Source organism: Chryseobacterium sp. SG20098, assembly GCF_031844745.1.
GTDB classification, from domain to species: Bacteria; Bacteroidota; Bacteroidia; order Flavobacteriales; family Weeksellaceae; genus Chryseobacterium; species Chryseobacterium cucumeris.
The window spans coordinates 3,873,526-3,895,000 of record NZ_CP134622.1; the positions used below are offsets into that span (position 1 = coordinate 3,873,526).

Here is a 21,475-nt window from a genome sequence, read left to right on the forward strand (position 1 = left end):
AAGTAATGAAAAATGCTAACGAGATAAAATTTTTGAAGAACAGATCAATCGTCAAATTTGAAGGAGAAGATTTCCTGGGAGAAATCGGTATTGACGGACGAATTTTTAAAGCGCTTACTTTAGCGCGTATAAGTGTAGGTGTAATCTCTCAGCAGGCTGTAGAGAACGGAATTTCTATTCTGGTGCATGAAAATGATGCAGAGAAAGCAGTGGCTTGTCTTATTGATGAATTCGAAGCAGAAAGAAAGTCAGGAAAAGTTTCCCAAATATATAGTATCAATAATGTTTCTGTGATTGGTTTTGTTGCAGAAGATTTCAATAAAGTTTTTGCAGAACTTGCCAGAAACAATGTTTTTCCATTGCTTTTGAACCAGGTAGCAGGAGAAAACAGAGTCAATATCGTAGTGACGTCTTCACAGGATGAAAAAACAAGAAACATCATAGAATCTGAAATTTTCAAAAAGCCAAAGACCGTTCATCTGGCCATTATTGGCCATGGAAACGTAGGGAAAACCTTGATAGAACAAGTACTTGAATCTGCAGAAGAGATTAAAAAACGCAAAAAAATAGACCTTAAAGTCGTTGCGGTAGCCAATTCAAAGAAAATTGCCTTCAACAAAAAAGGATTTGATGCCCATTGGAATGATGAGGTTTTAACAGCAGAGCATCCGTCAAACGTGGAAGAACTGATTAATTTCTCTAATGAAAATCAACTGGAGAACCTGATTGTTGTGGATAACACGGCAAGCAAGGATTTTGTTAAAAACTATCACGCTTTGGCAGAAAACGGGTTTGATCTGGTTTCTTCCAACAAAATTTTCAATACCCTTCCGATTGAAGAATATAGAAAACTAAGATATACGTTGAATAAAAACAACAGACGGTATTTGTATGAAACCAATGTAGGAGCAGGATTACCATTAATTGACACCATCAAATTGTTACATCTTTCTGGAGAAAATATCACCAGAATCAAAGGGGTATTCTCAGGAACACTGAGCTATGTTTTCAACAATTTTTCTTTAAGAGATGATAAATTCTCAACCATTATCAACGAAGCTTTGGAAAAAGGATATACAGAACCGGATCCGAGAGAAGACTTATCAGGAAACGATGTAGCAAGAAAATTATTGATTCTGGCAAGAGAATTAGACTTAATCAATGAATTTGATGATATCAGCATTCAAAATCTGGTTCCTGAAAATTTACTTGAAGTTTCAAAATCAGAATTCCTTTCAAGACTAGAGGAGCTTGACGAAGAATACCAGAAAATAAAAGAAAACCAGGAACCCGGACATGTATTGAGATATGTAGGTGATCTGCACGGAGATTTACAGAAAGATAAAGGTGAACTGGATGTAAAACTGGTTTCTGTTCCTGCAACTTCAGCATTGGGACAACTGAAAGGTTCAGACTCCATCTTTGAAATCTACACAGAAAGCTATGGAGAAAATCCAATCGTGATTATGGGAGCCGGAGCTGGTGCAAAGGTAACCGCAAGAGGAGTATTCGGAGATATTTTAAGAGTAAGTGAAACAAAATAATATTTAATGTAACAATCTAATAATGTACCAGTTTACCAATAATTGGTGTCGTTATTCTGAGCAAAGCGAAGATTTTAATTGGTACATTGTTAGACTGCTATTTTGGTAAATTAATTAAAACTATATGGAAAATTTTGAAACATCAGCAATAAGAACCCAGACGGAAAGAACTCAGTTTGATGAGCATTCTACGCCGCTCTATCTTACCTCCAGCTTTATATTTCAGGATGCAGAAGATATGAGAGCAAGCTTTGCAGAAGAAAAACCAAAAAACTTATACAGCCGTTTCTCTAATCCAAACGTAACCGAGTTTACAGATAAGATCGCTAAAATGGAAGGTGCAGAAGCAGGATATGCCTTTGCAACAGGAATGGCAGCCATCTATTCTACATTTGCAGCATTGTTAAACGCTGGAGATCATATTGTAAGCTGCCAGTCAGTATTCGGGTCTACCCACACTTTGTTTACCAAATATTTCCCGAAATGGAATATTGAAACCTCTTATTTCAAAGCAGAAGATGCAGCGAATGTGGAGCAATACATCAAACCTAATACAAAGATCTTATACCTTGAAACTCCTACCAATCCCGCTATTGAAATTCTGGATCTTGAGTTTTTCGGTCAGATCGCCAAAAAGCATAATCTTATATTTATTGTAGATAATTGTTTTGCAACACCTTACCTTCAGCAGCCTATCAAATATGGTGCAGATATTGTGGTACACTCAGCAACGAAACTGATTGACGGACAAGGAAGAGTTTTAGGAGGAATAGCGGTAGGAAAAGAAGACCTGATCAGAGAAATTTATCTTTTCGCAAGAAATACAGGTCCTGCATTGTCTCCTTTTAATGCCTGGGTATTATCAAAAAGTTTAGAAACATTGGCGATCCGTGTAGAAAAACACTGTGAGAATGCCTTGAAAGTAGCGGAGTTTTTAGAAAGCCATCCTAATGTTGAACTGGTAAAATATCCATTCCTGAAATCCCATCCTAGTTATGAAGTCGCCAAAAAGCAGATGAAACTCGGAGGAAATATTGTGGCGTTTGAAATAAAAGGGGGAATAGAAGGAGGAAGAAACTTTTTAGATAAGATACAAATGTGTTCATTGTCTGCTAATCTAGGTGATACAAGAACGATCGTTACGCATCCGGCTTCTACAACGCATTCCAAATTATCAGACGAAGAAAGAAATGAAGTAGGGATTACTGCAGGACTGGTACGTTGCTCAGTAGGACTGGAAAATGTAGAAGATATCATTGCAGATTTAAAACAAGCTTTGGATTAATTCAAATAGCAACTGGTTTTAGCCAAAATAGATTAAAATGAAAAATTCAGAACAATTATATAAAGCTTTATCCGAAAGAATTTTAATTCTTGACGGAGCGATGGGTACCATGCTTCAGAGATACAAATTCGAAGAAGAAGACTACCGTGGAGAGCGTTTTAAAGACTGGGAACATCCGGTAAAAGGAAATAATGACCTGCTTTCTCTGACACAGCCACAGGCGATTGAAGAAGTTCATAAGAAATATCTGGAAGCCGGAGCTGATATTATTGAAACCAATACATTTTCAGGAACTACCATTGCGATGGCAGATTACCACATGGAAGATCTGGTATACGACCTGAACTATGAGTCAGCAAAAATTGCCAGAAAAGCCTGTGATGAGTATACTGCGAAAAATCCAGACAAACCGAGATTTGTAGCAGGATCTATCGGACCTACAAACAGAACAGCAAGTTTAAGCCCTGATGTGAATGATCCGGGATACAGAGCCATCACTTTTGAAGAATTGAGAGTAGCTTACAAACAGCAGTGTGAAGCTTTGTTGGATGGGGGTTCAGACATCCTTCTGGTAGAAACCATCTTTGATACTTTGAATGCAAAAGCTGCTTTATTCGCTATTGATGAACTGCAGGACGAAAGAGGAATTGAGATCCCGATCATGGTTTCAGGGACCATTACCGATGCCTCCGGAAGAACTTTGAGCGGACAGACCGCAGAAGCTTTTCTGATCTCAGTTTCCCACCTGAATTTATTAAGTGTAGGTTTCAACTGTGCATTGGGAGCAGATCAGCTGACTCCTTATCTTGAAACACTGGCTCATAATTCAGAATTCTATGTTTCAGCATATCCGAATGCCGGTTTACCGAATGCTTTTGGAAAATATGACGAAACTCCGGAAGATATGGCAAGGCAGATCAAAGAATATGTAGAGAAAGGATTAATCAATATTATAGGAGGATGCTGTGGTACAACGCCTGAACATATTAAAGCGATTGCTGATCTGGTAGAAAAATATGAGCCAAGGAAATTGAAGAAATTTGTATGATTTGATAGATTTTTTAAATTAAAATCAAGAATAAAGGCTGAAATATTAATATTAACTTTAAGTAAACCACAAAGTTATAAATATGGAAAAGCCAATTTACTTAAAAGATTCCGAGGATGTCAGATTATTTAATGAGCTGAGAAAGAAAGTGAACCAAAGAGTAGAAGCCATTTCTGAAAACAGAGATATCTACATTCAGATCAAAGCGGTACTACTTCCACTGATCTATATAGGTTTATATATTCTGGCTGTTCTTAATGCCGAAAAGCATTGGATCTATATTCTGAGTTTTGTTTTAATGGGAATCTCTCTGGTTTTAATTTATTTAAACTTAATCCACGAAGCGGCCCATAATAACATTTATAAGAGTAAAAGATTAAACGGGCTGGTTCTTCACATTTTTGACTTTGTAGGCGCCAATTCATATATCTGGAAAAAAAGACATATCGCAAGCCATCACGCCTATCCGAACGTAGATGGATGGGATACGGATATCGAACAGAGCGGACTGCTTTTAATTGTACCGTGGATTAAAGCGAAAGGAGTACAGAAGTATCAGGACAAGTTTTTCTTTTTAGTCTATCCGTTGTATTTGTTCAATTGGATGTTTATAAGAGACTTCAGAGACTTTTTTGATAAAGAAAGGGTGATTTTAAAAACCCAGGGAAAGATACCCACCATTGAAAAAGTAAAAATGATAAGCTATAAGCTGTTCTATTTCTTTTATCAGATTGTGGTTCCTGTAGTGTTCTTTAAAGTATCAATAGGATTGGCTTTAGGAGCGTGGTTTTTACAGGTGATATCAGCAAGTATTTTTGCATTGTTTGTTTTACTGCCTTTGCATCCGCTTCCTGATAATGCTTTTCCAAAATTAAATAAAGAGAATGGTCTGCCGTTTAGCTGGCTTCGCCACCAGCTGGAAGTAACCAATGATCTCAAAGAAAATAACTGGTTTGTAAGAAATGTGTTGGGAAATTTCAATTTTCACGTTGCTCACCATCTGTTTCCCAATTACAGTTATATGTATTATAATGAAATTACAGAGGAGATTGAAAAATTTGCTAAAGAACATGGTTTAGCATACAAAAGATTTCCGCTGATTACAGCTTTAAGTAAGCATAGGGATTTATTGAAGCAGAATGCCAATAATGCCTACTATATTTTAGAAGAATAAAATGAAGTATTTAAGATTATCAGGCCTCGAGCCTCTTATCATAACCCCGGAAAGTAATTTCATCAACGTTGGTGAAAGAACAAATGTTGCCGGATCCAAAAAGTTTTTAAGACTGATTAAAGAGGAGAAATTCTCTGAAGCCTTAGATATTGCCCGCCATCAGGTAGAAGGAGGTGCCCAGATTCTGGATGTTAACTTTGATGATGGGTTGATCGATGGAAAAGCATCGATGATCAAATTCCTGAACTTAATTGCCTCTGAACCGGATATTGCAAGAATCCCGATTATGGTAGATTCTTCCAAATGGGAGATCCTTGAAGCAGGTCTTCAGGTAGCTCAGGGAAAATGTGTCGTGAATTCCATTAGCTTAAAAGAAGGCGAGGAAGAATTTATCAAACATGCCAAGGCCATCAAAAGGTATGGTGCAGCTGTCATTGTAATGGCATTTGATGAGGTAGGACAGGCAGACAGTTTTGAACGAAGAATTGAAATTTCAAAACGTTCCTATGATATTTTGGTGAACCAGATTGGCTTCCCCGCAGAAGATATCATTTTCGACTTAAATATCTTTCCGGTAGCAACTGGAATGGATGAGCACAGAAGAAATGCCATCGATTTTATTGAAGCGACACGCTGGGTAAGACAAAACCTTCCTTACGCATCCGTGAGTGGAGGAGTGAGCAATGTTTCCTTCTCCTTCCGTGGAAATGATACCGTAAGAGAAGCCATGCACTCTGTATTCCTGTACCATGCGATTCAGGCAGGAATGAACATCGGTATCGTGAATCCGGCAATGCTGGAAGTGTATGACGAGATCAATAAAGAATTACTGGAGCTTGTAGAAGATGTCATCCTGGATAAAAGAGAAGATGCTACAGAAAGACTTCTCGACTATTCCGAAAAGCATAAATCAGTTAAGAAAGAAAAAACTGAAGACTTAGAATGGAGAAACAATCCATTGCAGGAAAGAATTACCCATGCTTTGGTAAAAGGAATAGACCGTTTTATTGAAGAAGATGTAGAAGAAGCAAGACAATTGGCAGAAAGACCGCTACATGTTATCGAAGTTAATCTGATGACCGGAATGGGAGTCGTAGGAGATTTATTCGGTAGCGGAAAAATGTTCCTTCCTCAGGTAGTGAAGTCTGCAAGGGTAATGAAAAAGGCAGTAGCCTATTTGCAGCCCTTTATTGAAGCAGAAAAAGACGGAACAAAACCTGCCAACGGAAAAATATTAATGGCAACCGTAAAAGGAGATGTTCATGATATAGGCAAAAACATTGTGAGTGTCGTTTTAGGTTGTAACAACTATGAAATTGTTGACCTTGGAGTAATGGTTCCCGCCGAAAAGATTATTCAGACTGCCATTGAAGAAAAAGTAGATGTTATAGGATTAAGCGGACTGATTACCCCAAGTTTGGATGAAATGGTGTACATCGCTTCAGAATTAGAAAGACAAAATTTGGATTTCCCTCTATTAATCGGCGGTGCTACAACGTCAAAAGCACATACCGCAGTCAAAATAGATTTAAAATATAAAAATGCCGTCGTTCATGTGAATGATGCTTCAAGAGCGGTAAACGTTGTAAGCTCATTGCTGGGTGACAGAAATAAAGAATATGTTTCGGATTTAAAGAACGACTACTCTGATTTCAGAGAAAAGTTTCTGAACAGACAGGTGGATAAAGATTATGTTTCCATTAAAGAAGCAAGGGAAAATCATTTTAAAATTGACTGGGAAAATGAAGAAATTTTCACACCGAATAATCTTGGGATAAAAGTAATCGAGAATCAGGATTTAAGAGAACTTCTTCCTTTCATTGACTGGTCTCCATTTTTCAGAAGCTGGGATCTTCATGGAAAATACCCGAATATCTTAGAAGATGAGGTTGTAGGAGTTCAGGCAAAAGAACTGTTCAAAGATGCTCAGGTTATTTTGAATAGAATTCTGGATGAGAAATTATTGACTGCAAAAGCCATCTTCGGAATCTTTAAGGCCAATTCCAATGAATCAGATGATATTTTAATTTTCGATGAAAATAATAATGAGCAAGCGAAATTTTTAACTCTAAGACAGCAGGCTCAAAGATCAAAAGGCAAAGATTATCTGGCACTAAGTGATTTCATTGCTCCTCAAAGCTCTGGAAAAACTGATTATGTGGGAGCATTCTGCGTAACCACCGGATTTGGAACTGATGAACTTTCTGCGGAGTATGAAAAAGCCCATGATGATTACAATTCTATCATGGTAAAAGCCCTTGCAGATCGTTTTGCAGAAGCTTATGCAGAATTTTTGCACAAAAAAATACGAACTGAATACTGGGGATATGCCAATCAGGAAAACTTAAGCAATGAAGAATTGATCGCCGAAAAATATAAAGGAATCCGTCCCGCCCCAGGTTATCCGGCTTGCCCTGATCATTTGGAAAAGAAAACCATCTGGGATCTATTAAAAGTAGAAGAAAATACAGGCGTTTTCCTTACAGAAAGCCTTGCCATGTTCCCTACAGCATCTGTTTCCGGATATTATTTCGGAAGCCCGCATGCCAAATATTTCGGATTAGGAAAAATAACAGAAGACCAGCTTGAAGATTATGCAGCAAGAAGAGGTTGTAGCATCCAGGAAGCGAAAAAATGGTTGTCACCCAATTTAGCAGATTAACATTGACATGAAGATAACAGAACACATTAAAAACGCAAATGGAAAAACTTTATTCTCCTTAGAAGTTGTTCCGCCACAAAAAGGAATCGGGATTGAAGACCTTTATACCAATATAGATCCGTTGATGGAGTTCAAACCTCCTTTCATTGATGTGACCACATCCAGAGAAGAATACATTTATCTGGACAAAGGAAATGGCTTGATGGAGCGTCGTATTACAAGAATGCGGCCTGGAACACTGGGGATTTGTGCTGCCATCCAGCATAAATACAATGTTGATACAGTACCACATCTTCTTTGTGGAGGGTTTACCAAGGAAGAAACAGAATATCTGCTGGTAGACTGTATGTATCTTGGGATAGAAAATGTAATGGCCTTAAGAGGTGACGCCATGAAAGGGCATCAGTATTTTGAACCTACTCAGGGAGGACACGCCAGTGCAATGGATCTTGTCAACCAGATTAATGATCTGGGAAGGGGAAAATATCTTCATAACGAAGAACAGGTCAGTGATGAACTCAATAAATTCTGCATCGGAGTTGCTGGCTATCCGGAAAAACACATGGAAGCGCCTTCCATGAACTATGACCTTAAATGGCTGAAACAAAAAGTAGATGCCGGAGCAGATTATATCGTTACGCAGATGTTTTTTGACAATAAAAAGTATATTGAATTCGTTCAGAAAGCAAGAGAAATGGGAATAACGGTTCCAATTATTCCGGGAATCAAACCGATTGCCACTAAGAAGCACTTGAAAATCCTGCCACAGGTATTCAAAATAGATCTTCCAGAAGAACTGATCAATGAGGTGGAGAATGCAAAAAATAATGAAGCGGTAAAACAGATCGGAATAGAATGGTCTATTGCTCAATGCAAAGAATTGTTGGATTTCGGAGTTCCTGTTCTGCACTTCTACTCAATGGGTAAGAGTGATAATATTAAAAAAGTAGCTGGTGAGCTATTCTAATAAAAGTACCAAAATGAAGGAACCCTGCTGTAAAAAGCAGGGTTTTTATTTTTTGAAATCTGATACAGAATTAATTTAAAAGATAAAATAAATAAAGCCATGGGCTATACACCCGCTTAGAAAGAATCAACTTTGTTGATTCCATCTTTCCTTCCTTAAAAATAAACCTCCTAATTCCAGCTTCCGTCATCCTTACTCTAAAGACCAGTATGTCTCTCAAAATCCTTACTCCTGTCAAATAAATATCGATAAGTAGCCAACTTTCGGGTAACCGTAGTTTCAAGAGCTTCTGCAATCTTAATCATTTTAGGATTAAAATCACCAATCCACTGAAGTTCCGTAATTGTAAAATCCGTATGTTTTCTTAAATGTTGAGTTCCTTCCCAGATCATATACCCGTCAATACCTTTCTTTTGCCATTCCGGGACAACACCGAAAACGAGACCCACCATTTTTTCATTCTTCTTAAAACGTTTTAACAACAAAAACTTGAGCTTTTGAAAAATCCCGAATTTCCCGTTCAGGTATTTAAACCACTGGTTGAGATCAGGAATATTGATCCACATCGCAATCGGTTTTCCGTTTTCGTATACAAACCAGGAGATATGCTCGTTGATGATAGGTTTCATGGTGTTGAACATCTTCAGAACTTTTGCTTCTTCCAGATGCTTTCCTTCTCCATGAGATGCCCATGCTTTATTATAAATCTCTGTAAAATCCTTTGCAAACTTCGGCAGATTATGCTTTTTCATAGGTTGGGCTGAGATCGCAGGGTTTCTTCTGTTCTTTTCATGTGCAATGGTAAAGATCCTCGAAACTTCTGCAAAAACAGGTCTGGTAAAACATAGCTGCTCAAAATAAATCTGAAACCCATAATTCTCAAAAAGATCTTTGTAATAAGGGAAGTTATAATTCATCCCAAACAAAGGTTCTATGAAACCTTCAATCAGCAGACCCCAGAATTTATCCCGTTCCCCAAAATTGATAGGTCCATCCATCGCCTCAATTCCTTTTTCCTGAAGCCAGTTTTTACAATGATCAAAAATAAAATTAGCCGTTTCCTGATCATTAATACAGTCGAAAAAACCCATTCCTCCCGTAGGCTGCTTTTGCTCATAACAGCTGTTTACAAAAACAGCTACTTTCCCAACGGTGCTGCCATTCTTTTTAAACAGAAACCTCTTACATTCTCCGTTTTTAAAGAATTTATTCTTGGCAGGATCAAAAATTTCCTCAATATGTTTATCTAAAGGGCGGATATAATTTTTGTCGTGTTCATAAAGGCGGGCCGGGAATTCCAGAAATTCCCTTTTATGGAGATGGTTTTGTACTTCTTCGACAATAATCATATGTTTTTTTATCAGAAATGGCTATAAAAGATAATGTTTTTCATCTTATTTGAAATAGAGAAAAAGATATTATCCGTATTTTTGCTGCAAATTAAATAAAAATGGTTGATTTTACTGATAACGACGATGATATTTTCACTGGAAAAGAACATACGCCTATAAGGGAAGATGCTTTTGATAAATCGCCACAGGAAAAAATTGAAAAAATTACTGAGCTTTTTGGCGAGATCATGGAAACGCTGGGAATGGATATGACAGATGATTCTCTGAAAGACTCTCCAAGACGTGTTGCCAAAATGTATGTGAACGAGATCTTCGGAGGACTTCTTCCTGAAAACAAACCAGGAATCTCCACTTTCTCCAACAAATACAAATACCGCCAGATGTTGGTAGAAAAGGATATCACCGTATATTCTTTCTGTGAACACCACTTTTTACCCATCATAGGAAGAGCGCATGTTGCTTATATTTCCAATGGAGAAGTAATCGGTCTTTCAAAAATTAACAGAATTGTAGATTACTACGCGAAAAGGCCACAGGTTCAGGAAAGACTTACCATGCAAATTGTAGATGCTTTGAAAGAAGCTTTGGGAACGAAAGATGTGGCATGTATCATTGATGCAAAACACCTTTGTGTAAACTGCAGAGGAATAAAAGATACGGCAAGTTCTACCATTACTGCAGAATTGAGTGGTATTTTCAGAACAAACCCTATTACAAGACAGGAGTTCTTACACTACGTAGGAAGCCATGCAAAACTGGATTAATAAACAATGAACTACCAGATTCTTAGAAATATTATCGATGCCGAGCTTCAGAGATTTCAAAATATCACTGAAGAAGAATGGTCATATAGAAGTTCTTCAGAAAAATGGTCCAAAAAAGAAATTATTGGCCATCTTTGTGACAGTGCTTTTACAAATATCCGTAGATTTGTTGTGACACAATATAAAGAGAACGAAAATATTGTATATGATCAGAATTTTTGGGTAAAAGCTCAGAACTATCAGAATGTTCCTACTTCAGATCTTATTGACCTGTGGAAATCTTTGAACTATCAGATTGTTCATATCGTAGAAAATATCCCTGACGAAGCATTACAGAGAACCTGTGATACGACCAAATCAGAACCACGGATCTATACATTGGAGTTTATTATCGATGATTATGTAGATCATCTGCAGCATCATTTAAAAGCGATTTAATTATGATAAAATTTAAAAAAGTTTCAGATAAGATCTTTATCACGACAATTATTTGTTGTGACAAAAGTAATTTTTAACTCAATTTTGAATCTTTAAAATCATTAAATCTTTTAACTTAAAAATAAATGCAATTAAAAATATATAACTCGCTTACAGCAGAAAAAGAAATATTCAAACCTATCTTAGAAGGAAACGTCGGAATGTACGTCTGCGGACCTACTGTGTACAGCAATGTACATTTAGGCAATGTAAGAACTTTCCTGTCTTTCGATTTTATCTACCGTACCCTGATGCATTTGGGATATAAAGTAAGATATGTAAGAAATATTACTGATGCAGGTCACCTTACCGATGATGGAAATGTTGATAACGACAGATTCGTAAAACAGACCAGACTTGAAAAACTGGAGCCTATGGAAATTGTACAGAAATACACCGTAGACTTCCACAAAGTCCTGGATATGTTCAACTTACTTCCTCCAAACATCGAGCCTACTGCTACAGGACATATTGTAGAGCAGATCGAGTTAACTCAAAAACTAATTGAAAGAGGATTTGCTTACGAAAGCAACTGTTCAGTGTATTTTGATGTTTTGGAGTACAACAAAAGAGGACTGAATTATGGTGAGCTTTCAAAACGTAACATAGAAGAGCTTTTCGCCAATACCAGAGACCTTGACGGACAGGGTGAAAAGAAAAACCCACAGGATTTTGCATTGTGGAAAAAAGCATCCCCAGCTCACATCATGAGATGGAATTCCCCGTGGGGAGAAGGTTTCCCGGGATGGCATCTTGAATGTACTGCAATGAGCACAAAATATCTTGGTGAAACATTCGATATCCATGGAGGAGGAATGGATCTTAAGTTTCCTCACCACGAATGTGAGATTGCACAGGGGAAAGCCTGCAACGATGCAGCTCCGGTAAATTATTGGATGCACGCCAATATGCTGACGATGAATTCTCAGCGTATGAGCAAATCTACAGGAAACTATATCCTTCCGATGCAGTTGGTTACAGGAGATAATGACTTCTTTGAAAAACCTTTCCATCCTTCAATTGTACGTTTCTGCTTCCTGCAGGCACACTACAGAAGCGTTCTGGATATTTCAAATGATGCCATGATAGCCAGCGAAAAAGGATTCATCAGATTAATGGAAGCAGTGAAAGTATTGAATTCTATTACCGCTGATGACACCAAACAATCCGGTTTCAGCCTAAAAGAATGGAAAAATAAAGCATATGAAGCGTTAACAGACGATTTCAATTCGCCAATCCTGATTGCTCACCTGTTTGAAGCAGTGAAATACATCTTTGCTTTGAATGATGGTAAGGAAACAATCTCAACAGATGATCTTGAAGATTTGAAAACTACACTCAATGCCTTTATCTTTGATGTTCTTGGACTCCAGACCGTAGAAGAAAATAACAATGAAAAGCTGGATCAGACCCTAAAAGTTTTGATCGAATTGAGAAACCAGGCAAGAAAATCCAAAAACTTTGAACTTTCAGACCAAATCAGAGATAAACTGCTTGCAGAAGGTATCGAATTAAAAGACGGAAGAGACGGAACATCATACGTTCTGAACTAGAAAATATAACTTCGTTTTATCCCCATTCCGTAGGAGTTACTTATTATAAGGATTCTTACGGAATGTTTTTTATCCCTTCTAGAGAATATATCCGTATTTCAGCTTATGTCTCTTTGTGCTTCACTTCCCCTCTCTAAAACTCTCTTACCCACTCACACTCAACTCTCCAATTTTTTCAGGAGCTATTTCCTGCTATCCATTCATACTCCTCGCGCCCGTGCACACCAACGCTGTCACCCTGAGCGAAGCCGAAGGATCTCCCCACCAAAAATCCACCCACCCTCCGACGCAAGCTGCGGGGTAACCATTGCTATCAGGGCTAGGGTAGGAGCCGTTAATGATGAATGATGAATGATGAATGATGAGGTTCGGGTTATTGAGTTTCAGGGTTCGGGTTTCCAGATAGAAAAGGAATATTGGTATTGAAATTTCATATTGCAGAATTCTATGTAAACATATTATTGAGTATAAATCCCTATTCCCATTGTATCATTCCGCAGGAATCCAAATTCTTTACAAGAGCGCTTGTAAGTTGGTAGGATAATATCTGAGGTCTTTTAGCAGTTAGTATTAGTCATGTCATGCTGAGCTGAGTCGAAGCATTATAATTAATTACGGGTACAGGAGTTAAATCTTATTGTTCTATATAATATATAATATACTCTTCAGTCTACGTCGAAGAAAGTCAGCTCTCTAGTCTAGTCTCTCTATTATATAATATATACTTTATTTGACCATAGTCACCCCCAACCCTCCAACCCACTTACTCTCCAACCACACCTCCAAACAAATGTTTACAATTTTTCCCCCTGCTACCCAGTCCTTTAGCAGCAAATATTACAAAACAGTAAAATTTATGTTAAATAAACTTGTTTTGCGTTGTATGAAGTTACTATCTTTGCCCCACTGAAAAACGAAAGACATTCAGTAGCGCAGAAGAGCCTTTAGATAGGCAGAAACGATATTACTTTAAAAAAGAAACGGACGAAAAAAACTTTAAAACTTTTTGAAAAAAAAGTTGCCAGTTTAAAAAGAGTTTGTATCTTTGCAGTCCCAATTAGAGGGAGCGCAGGAGTATAGAGATTGAGGTTTTGAGAAGAATTAAGGTTACTTAAAAAACTTTAAAATTTTCTTCAAAAACATTTGGTCATTAAAAAATAAAGTTTTACTTTTGCACTCGCAAATACGGAGCGACACTGACAGAGAGATTGCTTCGTTGAAAAGCGAAAGATATAAAGATCATTGACATACAATATAACAACCAAGTAAGGAAAAACTAAAGCGTTAAAAACTTTGAGTGAGTCAGACAAACATACAATGGAGAGTTTGATCCTGGCTCAGGATGAACGCTAGCGGGAGGCCTAACACATGCAAGCCGAGCGGTAGAGATCTTTCGGGATCTTGAGAGCGGCGTACGGGTGCGGAACACGTGTGCAACCTGCCTTTATCTGGGGGATAGCCTTTCGAAAGGAAGATTAATACCCCATAATATACTGGATGGCATCATTCGGTATTGAAAACTCCGGTGGATAGAGATGGGCACGCGCAAGATTAGATAGTTGGTGAGGTAACGGCTCACCAAGTCTACGATCTTTAGGGGGCCTGAGAGGGTGATCCCCCACACTGGTACTGAGACACGGACCAGACTCCTACGGGAGGCAGCAGTGAGGAATATTGGACAATGGGTGAGAGCCTGATCCAGCCATCCCGCGTGAAGGACGACGGCCCTATGGGTTGTAAACTTCTTTTGTATAGGGATAAACCTACCCTCGTGAGGGTAGCTGAAGGTACTATACGAATAAGCACCGGCTAACTCCGTGCCAGCAGCCGCGGTAATACGGAGGGTGCAAGCGTTATCCGGATTTATTGGGTTTAAAGGGTCCGTAGGCGGATCTGTAAGTCAGTGGTGAAATCTCACAGCTTAACTGTGAAACTGCCATTGATACTGCAGGTCTTGAGTGTTGTTGAAGTAGCTGGAATAAGTAGTGTAGCGGTGAAATGCATAGATATTACTTAGAACACCAATTGCGAAGGCAGGTTACTAAGCAACAACTGACGCTGATGGACGAAAGCGTGGGGAGCGAACAGGATTAGATACCCTGGTAGTCCACGCCGTAAACGATGCTAACTCGTTTTTGGAATGTAAGTTTCAGAGACTAAGCGAAAGTGATAAGTTAGCCACCTGGGGAGTACGAACGCAAGTTTGAAACTCAAAGGAATTGACGGGGGCCCGCACAAGCGGTGGATTATGTGGTTTAATTCGATGATACGCGAGGAACCTTACCAAGGCTTAAATGGGAAATGACAGGTTTAGAAATAGACTTTTCTTCGGACATTTTTCAAGGTGCTGCATGGTTGTCGTCAGCTCGTGCCGTGAGGTGTTAGGTTAAGTCCTGCAACGAGCGCAACCCCTGTCACTAGTTGCCATCATTAAGTTGGGGACTCTAGTGAGACTGCCTACGCAAGTAGAGAGGAAGGTGGGGATGACGTCAAATCATCACGGCCCTTACGCCTTGGGCCACACACGTAATACAATGGCCGGTACAGAGGGCAGCTACACTGCGAAGTGATGCAAATCTCGAAAGCCGGTCTCAGTTCGGATTGGAGTCTGCAACTCGACTCTATGAAGCTGGAATCGCTAGTAATCGCGCATCAGCCATGGCGCGGTGAATACGTTCCCGGGCCTTGTACACACCGCCCGTCAAGCCATGGAAGTCTGGGGTACCTGAAGTCGGTGACCGTAACAGGAGCTGCCTAGGGTAAAACAGGTAACTAGGGCTAAGTCGTAACAAGGTAGCCGTACCGGAAGGTGCGGCTGGAACATCTCATTTTAGAGCGTCTTAGGACGTTAAACAAAATCAGTATCGTAAGATACAAAATACTTACTTAAAGCATAGCTTTAGTTTTTTGTTTGGTTGATATATAAAAATACAAAACCCACTAGAAATTAGTAAAGGGATTGAGAGAGGCAAAGAAGATAAAAGCAGAGAGAGAAAGACGAAGAAATTAGTCTATTATCTATCAGTCTATCATCTTTTACGTCTAAAAGACAGTCTCGTAGCTCAGCTGGTTAGAGCGCTACACTGATAATGTAGAGGTCGGCAGTTCGAGCCTGCCCGAGACTACTAATTGAAAGACAGGAAGAGATCAGCTATTAGACATCAGACATTTAGGTTTGAGATCTGGAATCTGATATCTAAAGTCTACTAGAGGGGAATTAGCTCAGCTGGCTAGAGCGCCTGCCTTGCACGCAGGAGGTCAAGGGTTCGACTCCCTTATTCTCCACAGTTTTGGAGGACTGATTTAAAAGTTACGAATGGAGCCAAAAACAACATTTGTTCATCAGTTTGAAAGAAAGAAATTAAGATCATTGACATTAACGGTAAAGACATCACAAAGAGAAAACCGAGCGCATAAAGCGCTTGAGTAACCAATAGGAAAGAAATCGTTAAGGGCGTATGGCGGATGCCTAGGCTTTCAGAGGCGACGAAGGACGTGGTAAGCTGCGAAAAGCTGCGGGGATTGGCACACACGAATTGATCCGCAGATATCCGAATGGGGCAACCCGGCATGTTGAAGACATGTCACCTCGCAAGAGGAGCAAACCCGGAGAACTGAAACATCTAAGTACCCGGAGGAAAAGAAATCGAAGAGATTCCGTAAGTAGTGGCGAGCGAAAGCGGATTAGCCCAAAAGTCTTTTTATGTTTAGAGGAATGTTCTGGAAAGAACAATCATAGAAGGTGATAATCCTGTACTCGAAAGGCATATAGAGATGATAAATGAGTAGGGCGGGACACGTGAAATCCTGTCTGAATATGGGGGGACCATCCTCCAAGGCTAAATACTCCTGAAAGACCGATAGTGAACAAGTACTGTGAAGGAAAGGTGAAAAGCACTTCGAATAGAAGGGTGAAATAGAACCTGAAACCGTACGCCTACAAGCGGTCGGAGCAGCGTAATGCTGTGACGGCGTGCCTTTTGCATAATGAGCCTACGAGTTAATTTTACTAGCGAGGTTAAGGTATTAAGTACCGGAGCCGGAGCGAAAGCGAGTCTGAATAGGGCGCATAGTTAGTAGGATTAGACGCGAAACCTTGTGATCTACCCATGGGCAGGTTGAAGCTCTGGTAACACAGAGTGGAGGACCGAACCGGTTGACGTTGAAAAGTCTTCGGATGACCTGTGGGTAGGGGTGAAAGGCCAATCAAACTGGGAGATAGCTCGTACTCTCCGAAATGCATTTAGGTGCAGCGTCGTATATAAGTTTATTAGAGGTAGAGCTACTGATTGGATGCGGGGGTTTCATCGCCTACCAATTCCTGACAAACTCCGAATGCTAATAAATGTTCTACGGCAGTGAGGGCATGGGTGCTAAGGTCCATGTCCGAGAGGGAAAGAACCCAGACCAACAGCTAAGGTCCCCAAATATATGTTAAGTTGAAGCAACGCGGTTGGACTGCATTGACAGCTAGGATGTTGGCTTGGAAGCAGCCATTCATTTAAAGAGTGCGTAACAGCTCACTAGTCGAGCGGTCCGGCATGGATAATAATCGGGCATAAACATATTACCGAAGCTATGGATTTATATTTTAGATATATCTGGTAGGAGAGCATTCTATTTGCGCCGAAGCAGTACTGTGAGGTATTGTGGAGCGGATAGAAAAGAAAATGTAGGCATAAGTAACGATAAAGCAGGCGAGAAACCTGCTCACCGAAAGACCAAGGCTTCCTCAGCCATGCTAATCAGCTGAGGGTTAGTCGGGACCTAACGCGAACCCGAAAGGGGTAGTGGATGGACAATGGGTTAATATTCCCATACTTGCTCACAATAAAAGGGGACGGTTGGATGTAGCTGCTGGAGACTGACGGAATAGTCAAGGCCTAGCCTTCGGGCGAAGCTGCTGTAGTGTAATCTGATCCAAGAAAAGCCGAAGTGAAGCAACCCGTACCAAAACCGACACAGGTGGTCGAGGAGAGAATCCTAAGGTGCTCGAGTGAGTCGTGGCTAAGGAACTAGGCAAAATAGTCTCGTAACTTCGGAAGAAGAGACGCCAACAGCAATGTTGGCCGCAGTGAAGAGGCCCAGGCGACTGTTTATCAAAAACACAGGACTCTGCTAAATCGAAAGATGCTGTATAGGGTCTGACACCTGCCCGGTGCTGGAAGGTTAAGGAAGGTGCTTAGCGTAAGCGAAGGCATTAACTGAAGCCCCAGTAAACGGCGGCCGTAACTATAACGGTCCTAAGGTAGCGAAATTCCTTGTCGGGTAAGTTCCGACCTGCACGAATGGTGTAACGATCTGGGCACTGTCTCAGCCACGAGCTCGGTGAAATTGTAGTATCGGTGAAGATGCCGATTACCCGCAATGGGACGAAAAGACCCTGTGAACCTTTACTATAACTTCGTATTGACTTTGAGTAAGTAATGTGTAGGATAGGTGGGAGGCTTTGAAGCAGGCACGCTAGTGTTTGTGGAGCCGACGTTGAAATACCACCCTTTACTTACTTGGAGCCTAACTTCTTTCAGAAGGACATTGCGTGGTGGGTAGTTTGACTGGGGTGGTCGCCTCCAAAAGAGTAACGGAGGCTTTCAAAGGTACCCTCAGCACGCTTGGTAACCGTGCGTAGAGTGTAATGGCATAAGGGTGCTTGACTGTGAGACCTACAAGTCGATCAGGTGCGAAAGCAGGACATAGTGATCCGGTGGTTCCGTATGGAAGGGCCATCGCTCATAGGATAAAAGGTACTCCGGGGATAACAGGCTAGTCTCCCCCAAGAGCTCACATCGACGGGGAGGTTCGGCACCTCGATGTCGGCTCGTCACATCCTGGGGCTGGAGAAGGTCCCAAGGGTTGGGCTGTTCGCCCATTAAAGTGGCACGCGAGCTGGGTTCAGAACGTCGTGAGACAGTTCGGTCTCTATCTATTGCGGGCGTTAGATGTTTGAGAGGGCTTGATTCTAGTACGAGAGGACCGAATTGAACAAACCTCTGGTGTATCAGTTGTACCGCCAGGTGCACCGCTGAGTAGCTACGTTTGGAAGAGATAAGCACTGAAAGCATATAAGTGCGAAACTCGCCTCAAGATGAGACATCTTTTAAGGGTCGTTGTAGATGACGACGTTGATAGGCTATAGGTGTAAAGACAGTAATGTCATAGCCAAGTAGTACTAATTACCCGTAGATTTATAGTCTATGGTTACTAATATAAACCAAGTGCTTTATGCGCAGTGAAGGTTTTGTCTTTGTGAAAGTTTTTATCGCTTAAAACAGATGTCAGATATAAGACATCAGATACCAGACCTTGAAGTCTGAAATCTGAAATCTATCCTCTGATATCTTATATACCTTCTTTAGGGTGGTTTTAGCGGTGGGGCTCACCTGTTCCCATTCCGAACACAGAAGTTAAGCCCACCAGCGCCGATGGTACTGCTAACGCGGGAGAGTAGGCCGCCGCCAGTTTTTATTTTATTTTTAAAAAACCTTTATCTTTACGATAAAGGTTTTTTTGTTATATACCTACATCAACACCATCAACACCAACAACACTCAACATACTCACTAAACTAACTAACACAAAATCCAAACAGAAACAGAAGTAATGAGTAATAGGTAATGAGCAGTGGATAATAGATGTTCGTAGTAAGTAGCCCATCTCATCTATCCGCTATTCTTCTTCCTCCAGCTTTAGGCTTCCAGCTTCCAGCCCTCTGTTTTTTATTCTTTATCCAACGATGGGTCTCTACCTTCAATACTATTTATTCTTCCCAGGCTGTCACTCCAAAGAGTCTAAATAGAACTTAATTATAAAAATTTAAATTATCAAGACCAATATTTATATCTCTAAAAACCAAAATATATTAGTTTTTGATTTAGTTTTACTTCTATTTTCCTTTTTATAAATATTGATTTTGTTACAAAGTGTATATGAACTACATTCTTCTGTTTTCTATATTCCTACCATTCTTATTTATTATGTTTTTGAATTCATACTTTAATGCCTTTTGTGATGTATAAGCAAGCTATTTATATTTCTCATCACCTTTTTGTTTATTTAAAACAATACTAATCTAAAATCTAACAATACTGAGTATCTCTCAGTTATCATTATTAGATTTTGAAGATAGAATGTAGCTTATAGAGCAATACTATTTATTCAAGTTTACTAGTGCTAATTGTGGATAAGTATAATTTGTATTTAAATAATTGAATAATAAATAGATATGAAGATAGTTTTCCACATTTTGTATTTTTATGTTAAATAAACTTGTTTTGCGTTGTATGAAGTTACTATCTTTGCCCCACTGAAAAACGAAAGACATTCAGTAGCGCAGAAGCGCCTTTAGATGGGCAAAAACGATAATACTTCCAAAAAGAAACGGACGAAAAAAAACTTTAAAACTTTTTGAAAAAAAAGTTGCCAGTTTAAAAAGAGTTTGTATCTTTGCAGTCCCAATTAGAGGGAGCGCAGGAGTATAGAGATTGAGGTTTTGAGAAGGATTAAGGTTACTTAAAAAACTTTAAAATTTTCTTCAAAACATTTGGTCATTAAAAAATAAAGTTTTACTTTTGCACTCGCAAATACGGAGCGACACTGACAGAGAGATTGCTTCGTTATAAAGCGAAAGATATAAAGATCATTGACATACAATATAACAACCAAGTAAGGAAAAACTAAAGCGTTAAAAACTTTGAGTGAGTCAGACAAACATACAATGGAGAGTTTGATCCTGGCTCAGGATGAACGCTAGCGGGAGGCCTAACACATGCAAGCCGAGCGGTAGAGATCTTTCGAGATCTTGAGAGCGGCGTACGGGTGCGGAACACGTGTGCAACCTGCCTTTATCTGGGGGATAGCCTTTCGAAAGGAAGATTAATACCCCATAATATACTGAATGGCATCATTCGGTATTGAAAACTCCGGTGGATAGAGATGGGCACGCGCAAGATTAGATAGTTGGTGAGGTAACGGCTCACCAAGTCTACGATCTTTAGGGGGCCTGAGAGGGTGATCCCCCACACTGGTACTGAGACACGGACCAGACTCCTACGGGAGGCAGCAGTGAGGAATATTGGACAATGGGTGAGAGCCTGATCCAGCCATCCCGCGTGAAGGACGACGGCCCTATGGGTTGTAAACTTCTTTTGTATAGGGATAAACCTACCCTCGTGAGGGTAGCTGAAGGTACTATACGAATAAGCACCGGCTAACTCCGTGCCAGCAGCCGCGGTAATACGGAGGGTGCAAGCGTTATCCGGATTTATTGGGTTTAAAGGGTCCGTAGGCGGATCTGTAAGTCAGTGGTGAAATCTCACAGCTTAACTGTGAAACTGCCATTGATACTGCAGGTCTTGAGTGTTGTTGAAGTAGCTGGAATAAGTAGTGTAGCGGTGAAATGCATAGATATTACTTAGAACACCAATTGCGAAGGCAGGTTACTAAGCAACAACTGACGCTGATGGACGAAAGCGTGGGGAGCGAACAGGATTAGATACCCTGGTAGTCCACGCCGTAAACGATGCTAACTCGTTTTTGGAATGTAAGTTTCAGAGACTAAGCGAAAGTGATAAGTTAGCCACCTGGGGAGTACGAACGCAAGTTTGAAACTCAAAGGAATTGACGGGGGCCCGCACAAGCGGTGGATTATGT

At 40.0% G+C, this 21,475-nt stretch carries 10 protein-coding genes, 2 tRNA genes and 4 rRNA genes (1 of these 16 cut by a window edge); 15 read left to right on the forward strand and 1 reads right to left on the reverse strand.

Features of this window, described 5'->3' with window-relative positions:
• Positions 1 to 5: 5 nt before the first annotated feature.
• From RHP76_RS17800 to metF, 6 genes are all read left to right on the forward strand, one after another.
• Positions 6 to 1,544: an ACT domain-containing protein gene (locus RHP76_RS17800; RefSeq protein ID WP_120232627.1), complete on the forward strand. Its 1,539-nt coding sequence runs from the start codon at positions 6 to 8 to the stop codon at positions 1,542 to 1,544.
• Between the two features lie 124 nt (positions 1,545 to 1,668).
• Positions 1,669 to 2,829, forward strand: coding sequence for an O-succinylhomoserine sulfhydrylase (locus tag RHP76_RS17805; protein ID WP_120232628.1), 1,161 nt, complete (start codon positions 1,669 to 1,671; stop codon positions 2,827 to 2,829).
• A gap of 37 nt (positions 2,830 to 2,866) precedes the next feature.
• Positions 2,867 to 3,877, forward strand: coding sequence for a homocysteine S-methyltransferase family protein (locus RHP76_RS17810; RefSeq protein WP_062673710.1), 1,011 nt, complete (start codon positions 2,867 to 2,869; stop codon positions 3,875 to 3,877).
• Positions 3,878 to 3,959: 82 nt separating this feature from the next.
• Positions 3,960 to 5,051, forward strand: coding sequence for a fatty acid desaturase family protein (locus RHP76_RS17815; protein WP_120232629.1), 1,092 nt, complete (start codon positions 3,960 to 3,962; stop codon positions 5,049 to 5,051).
• A gap of 1 nt (position 5,052) precedes the next feature.
• Positions 5,053 to 7,713 (forward strand): methionine synthase, encoded by a 2,661-nt coding sequence (gene metH / locus RHP76_RS17820; protein WP_311228706.1) that lies wholly within the window; start codon positions 5,053 to 5,055, stop codon positions 7,711 to 7,713.
• A gap of 7 nt (positions 7,714 to 7,720) precedes the next feature.
• Positions 7,721 to 8,680 (forward strand): methylenetetrahydrofolate reductase [NAD(P)H], encoded by a 960-nt coding sequence (gene metF / locus RHP76_RS17825; RefSeq protein ID WP_288443879.1) that lies wholly within the window; start codon positions 7,721 to 7,723, stop codon positions 8,678 to 8,680.
• Between the two features lie 197 nt (positions 8,681 to 8,877).
• Here the strand turns inward: metF and RHP76_RS17830 are convergent, their stop codons facing one another.
• Positions 8,878 to 10,029 (reverse strand): hypothetical protein, encoded by a 1,152-nt coding sequence (locus RHP76_RS17830; RefSeq protein WP_311228707.1) that lies wholly within the window; start codon positions 10,027 to 10,029, stop codon positions 8,878 to 8,880.
• 101 nt (positions 10,030 to 10,130) lie between these two features.
• On the opposite strand from RHP76_RS17830, the gene folE reads away from it, so the two are divergent.
• From folE to RHP76_RS17875, 9 genes are all read left to right on the forward strand, one after another.
• Positions 10,131 to 10,796: a GTP cyclohydrolase I FolE gene (gene folE, locus RHP76_RS17835; RefSeq protein WP_034694807.1), complete on the forward strand. Its 666-nt coding sequence runs from the start codon at positions 10,131 to 10,133 to the stop codon at positions 10,794 to 10,796.
• A 6-nt stretch (positions 10,797 to 10,802) separates the two neighbouring features.
• A complete protein-coding gene (locus RHP76_RS17840; protein WP_062673720.1) occupies positions 10,803 to 11,234 on the forward strand; it encodes a DinB family protein in 432 nt (143 codons plus the stop codon).
• A 125-nt stretch (positions 11,235 to 11,359) separates the two neighbouring features.
• Complete coding sequence (gene cysS, locus RHP76_RS17845) at positions 11,360 to 12,826, forward strand: cysteine--tRNA ligase (RefSeq protein WP_311228708.1); 1,467 nt, start codon at positions 11,360 to 11,362, stop codon at positions 12,824 to 12,826.
• A gap of 1,314 nt (positions 12,827 to 14,140) precedes the next feature.
• Positions 14,141 to 15,657, forward strand: a 16S ribosomal RNA gene (locus RHP76_RS17850).
• A gap of 220 nt (positions 15,658 to 15,877) precedes the next feature.
• Positions 15,878 to 15,951 (forward strand) — tRNA-Ile (locus RHP76_RS17855).
• A gap of 86 nt (positions 15,952 to 16,037) precedes the next feature.
• A tRNA-Ala gene (locus RHP76_RS17860) sits at positions 16,038 to 16,111 on the forward strand.
• A 153-nt stretch (positions 16,112 to 16,264) separates the two neighbouring features.
• Positions 16,265 to 19,019: ribosomal RNA gene (locus RHP76_RS17865) — 23S ribosomal RNA — on the forward strand.
• Between the two features lie 160 nt (positions 19,020 to 19,179).
• Positions 19,180 to 19,287 (forward strand): 5S ribosomal RNA (gene rrf / locus RHP76_RS17870).
• Between the two features lie 1,250 nt (positions 19,288 to 20,537).
• A 16S ribosomal RNA gene (locus RHP76_RS17875) occupies positions 20,538 to 21,475 on the forward strand (it continues 579 nt past the right edge of the window).
• Together the 16S, 23S and 5S rRNA genes with 2 tRNA genes alongside form the textbook arrangement of a ribosomal RNA operon.

Excerpts from the sequence above, each read along its gene's own strand:
- RHP76_RS17840 (WP_062673720.1), top strand. The coding sequence starts at position 10,803 with ATGAACTACCAGATTCTTAGAAATATTATCGATGCCGAGCTTCAGAGA.
- RHP76_RS17815 (WP_120232629.1), top strand. The coding sequence starts at position 3,960 with ATGGAAAAGCCAATTTACTTAAAAGATTCCGAGGATGTCAGATTATTT.
- cysS (WP_311228708.1), top strand. The coding sequence starts at position 11,360 with ATGCAATTAAAAATATATAACTCGCTTACAGCAGAAAAAGAAATATTC.
- RHP76_RS17800 (WP_120232627.1), top strand. The coding sequence starts at position 6 with ATGAAAAATGCTAACGAGATAAAATTTTTGAAGAACAGATCAATCGTC.
- RHP76_RS17810 (WP_062673710.1), top strand. The coding sequence starts at position 2,867 with ATGAAAAATTCAGAACAATTATATAAAGCTTTATCCGAAAGAATTTTA.
- metH (WP_311228706.1), top strand. The coding sequence starts at position 5,053 with ATGAAGTATTTAAGATTATCAGGCCTCGAGCCTCTTATCATAACCCCG.
- folE (WP_034694807.1), top strand. The coding sequence starts at position 10,131 with ATGGTTGATTTTACTGATAACGACGATGATATTTTCACTGGAAAAGAA.
- RHP76_RS17830 (WP_311228707.1), bottom strand. The coding sequence starts at position 10,029 with ATGATTATTGTCGAAGAAGTACAAAACCATCTCCATAAAAGGGAATTT.
- metF (WP_288443879.1), top strand. The coding sequence starts at position 7,721 with ATGAAGATAACAGAACACATTAAAAACGCAAATGGAAAAACTTTATTC.
- RHP76_RS17805 (WP_120232628.1), top strand. The coding sequence starts at position 1,669 with ATGGAAAATTTTGAAACATCAGCAATAAGAACCCAGACGGAAAGAACT.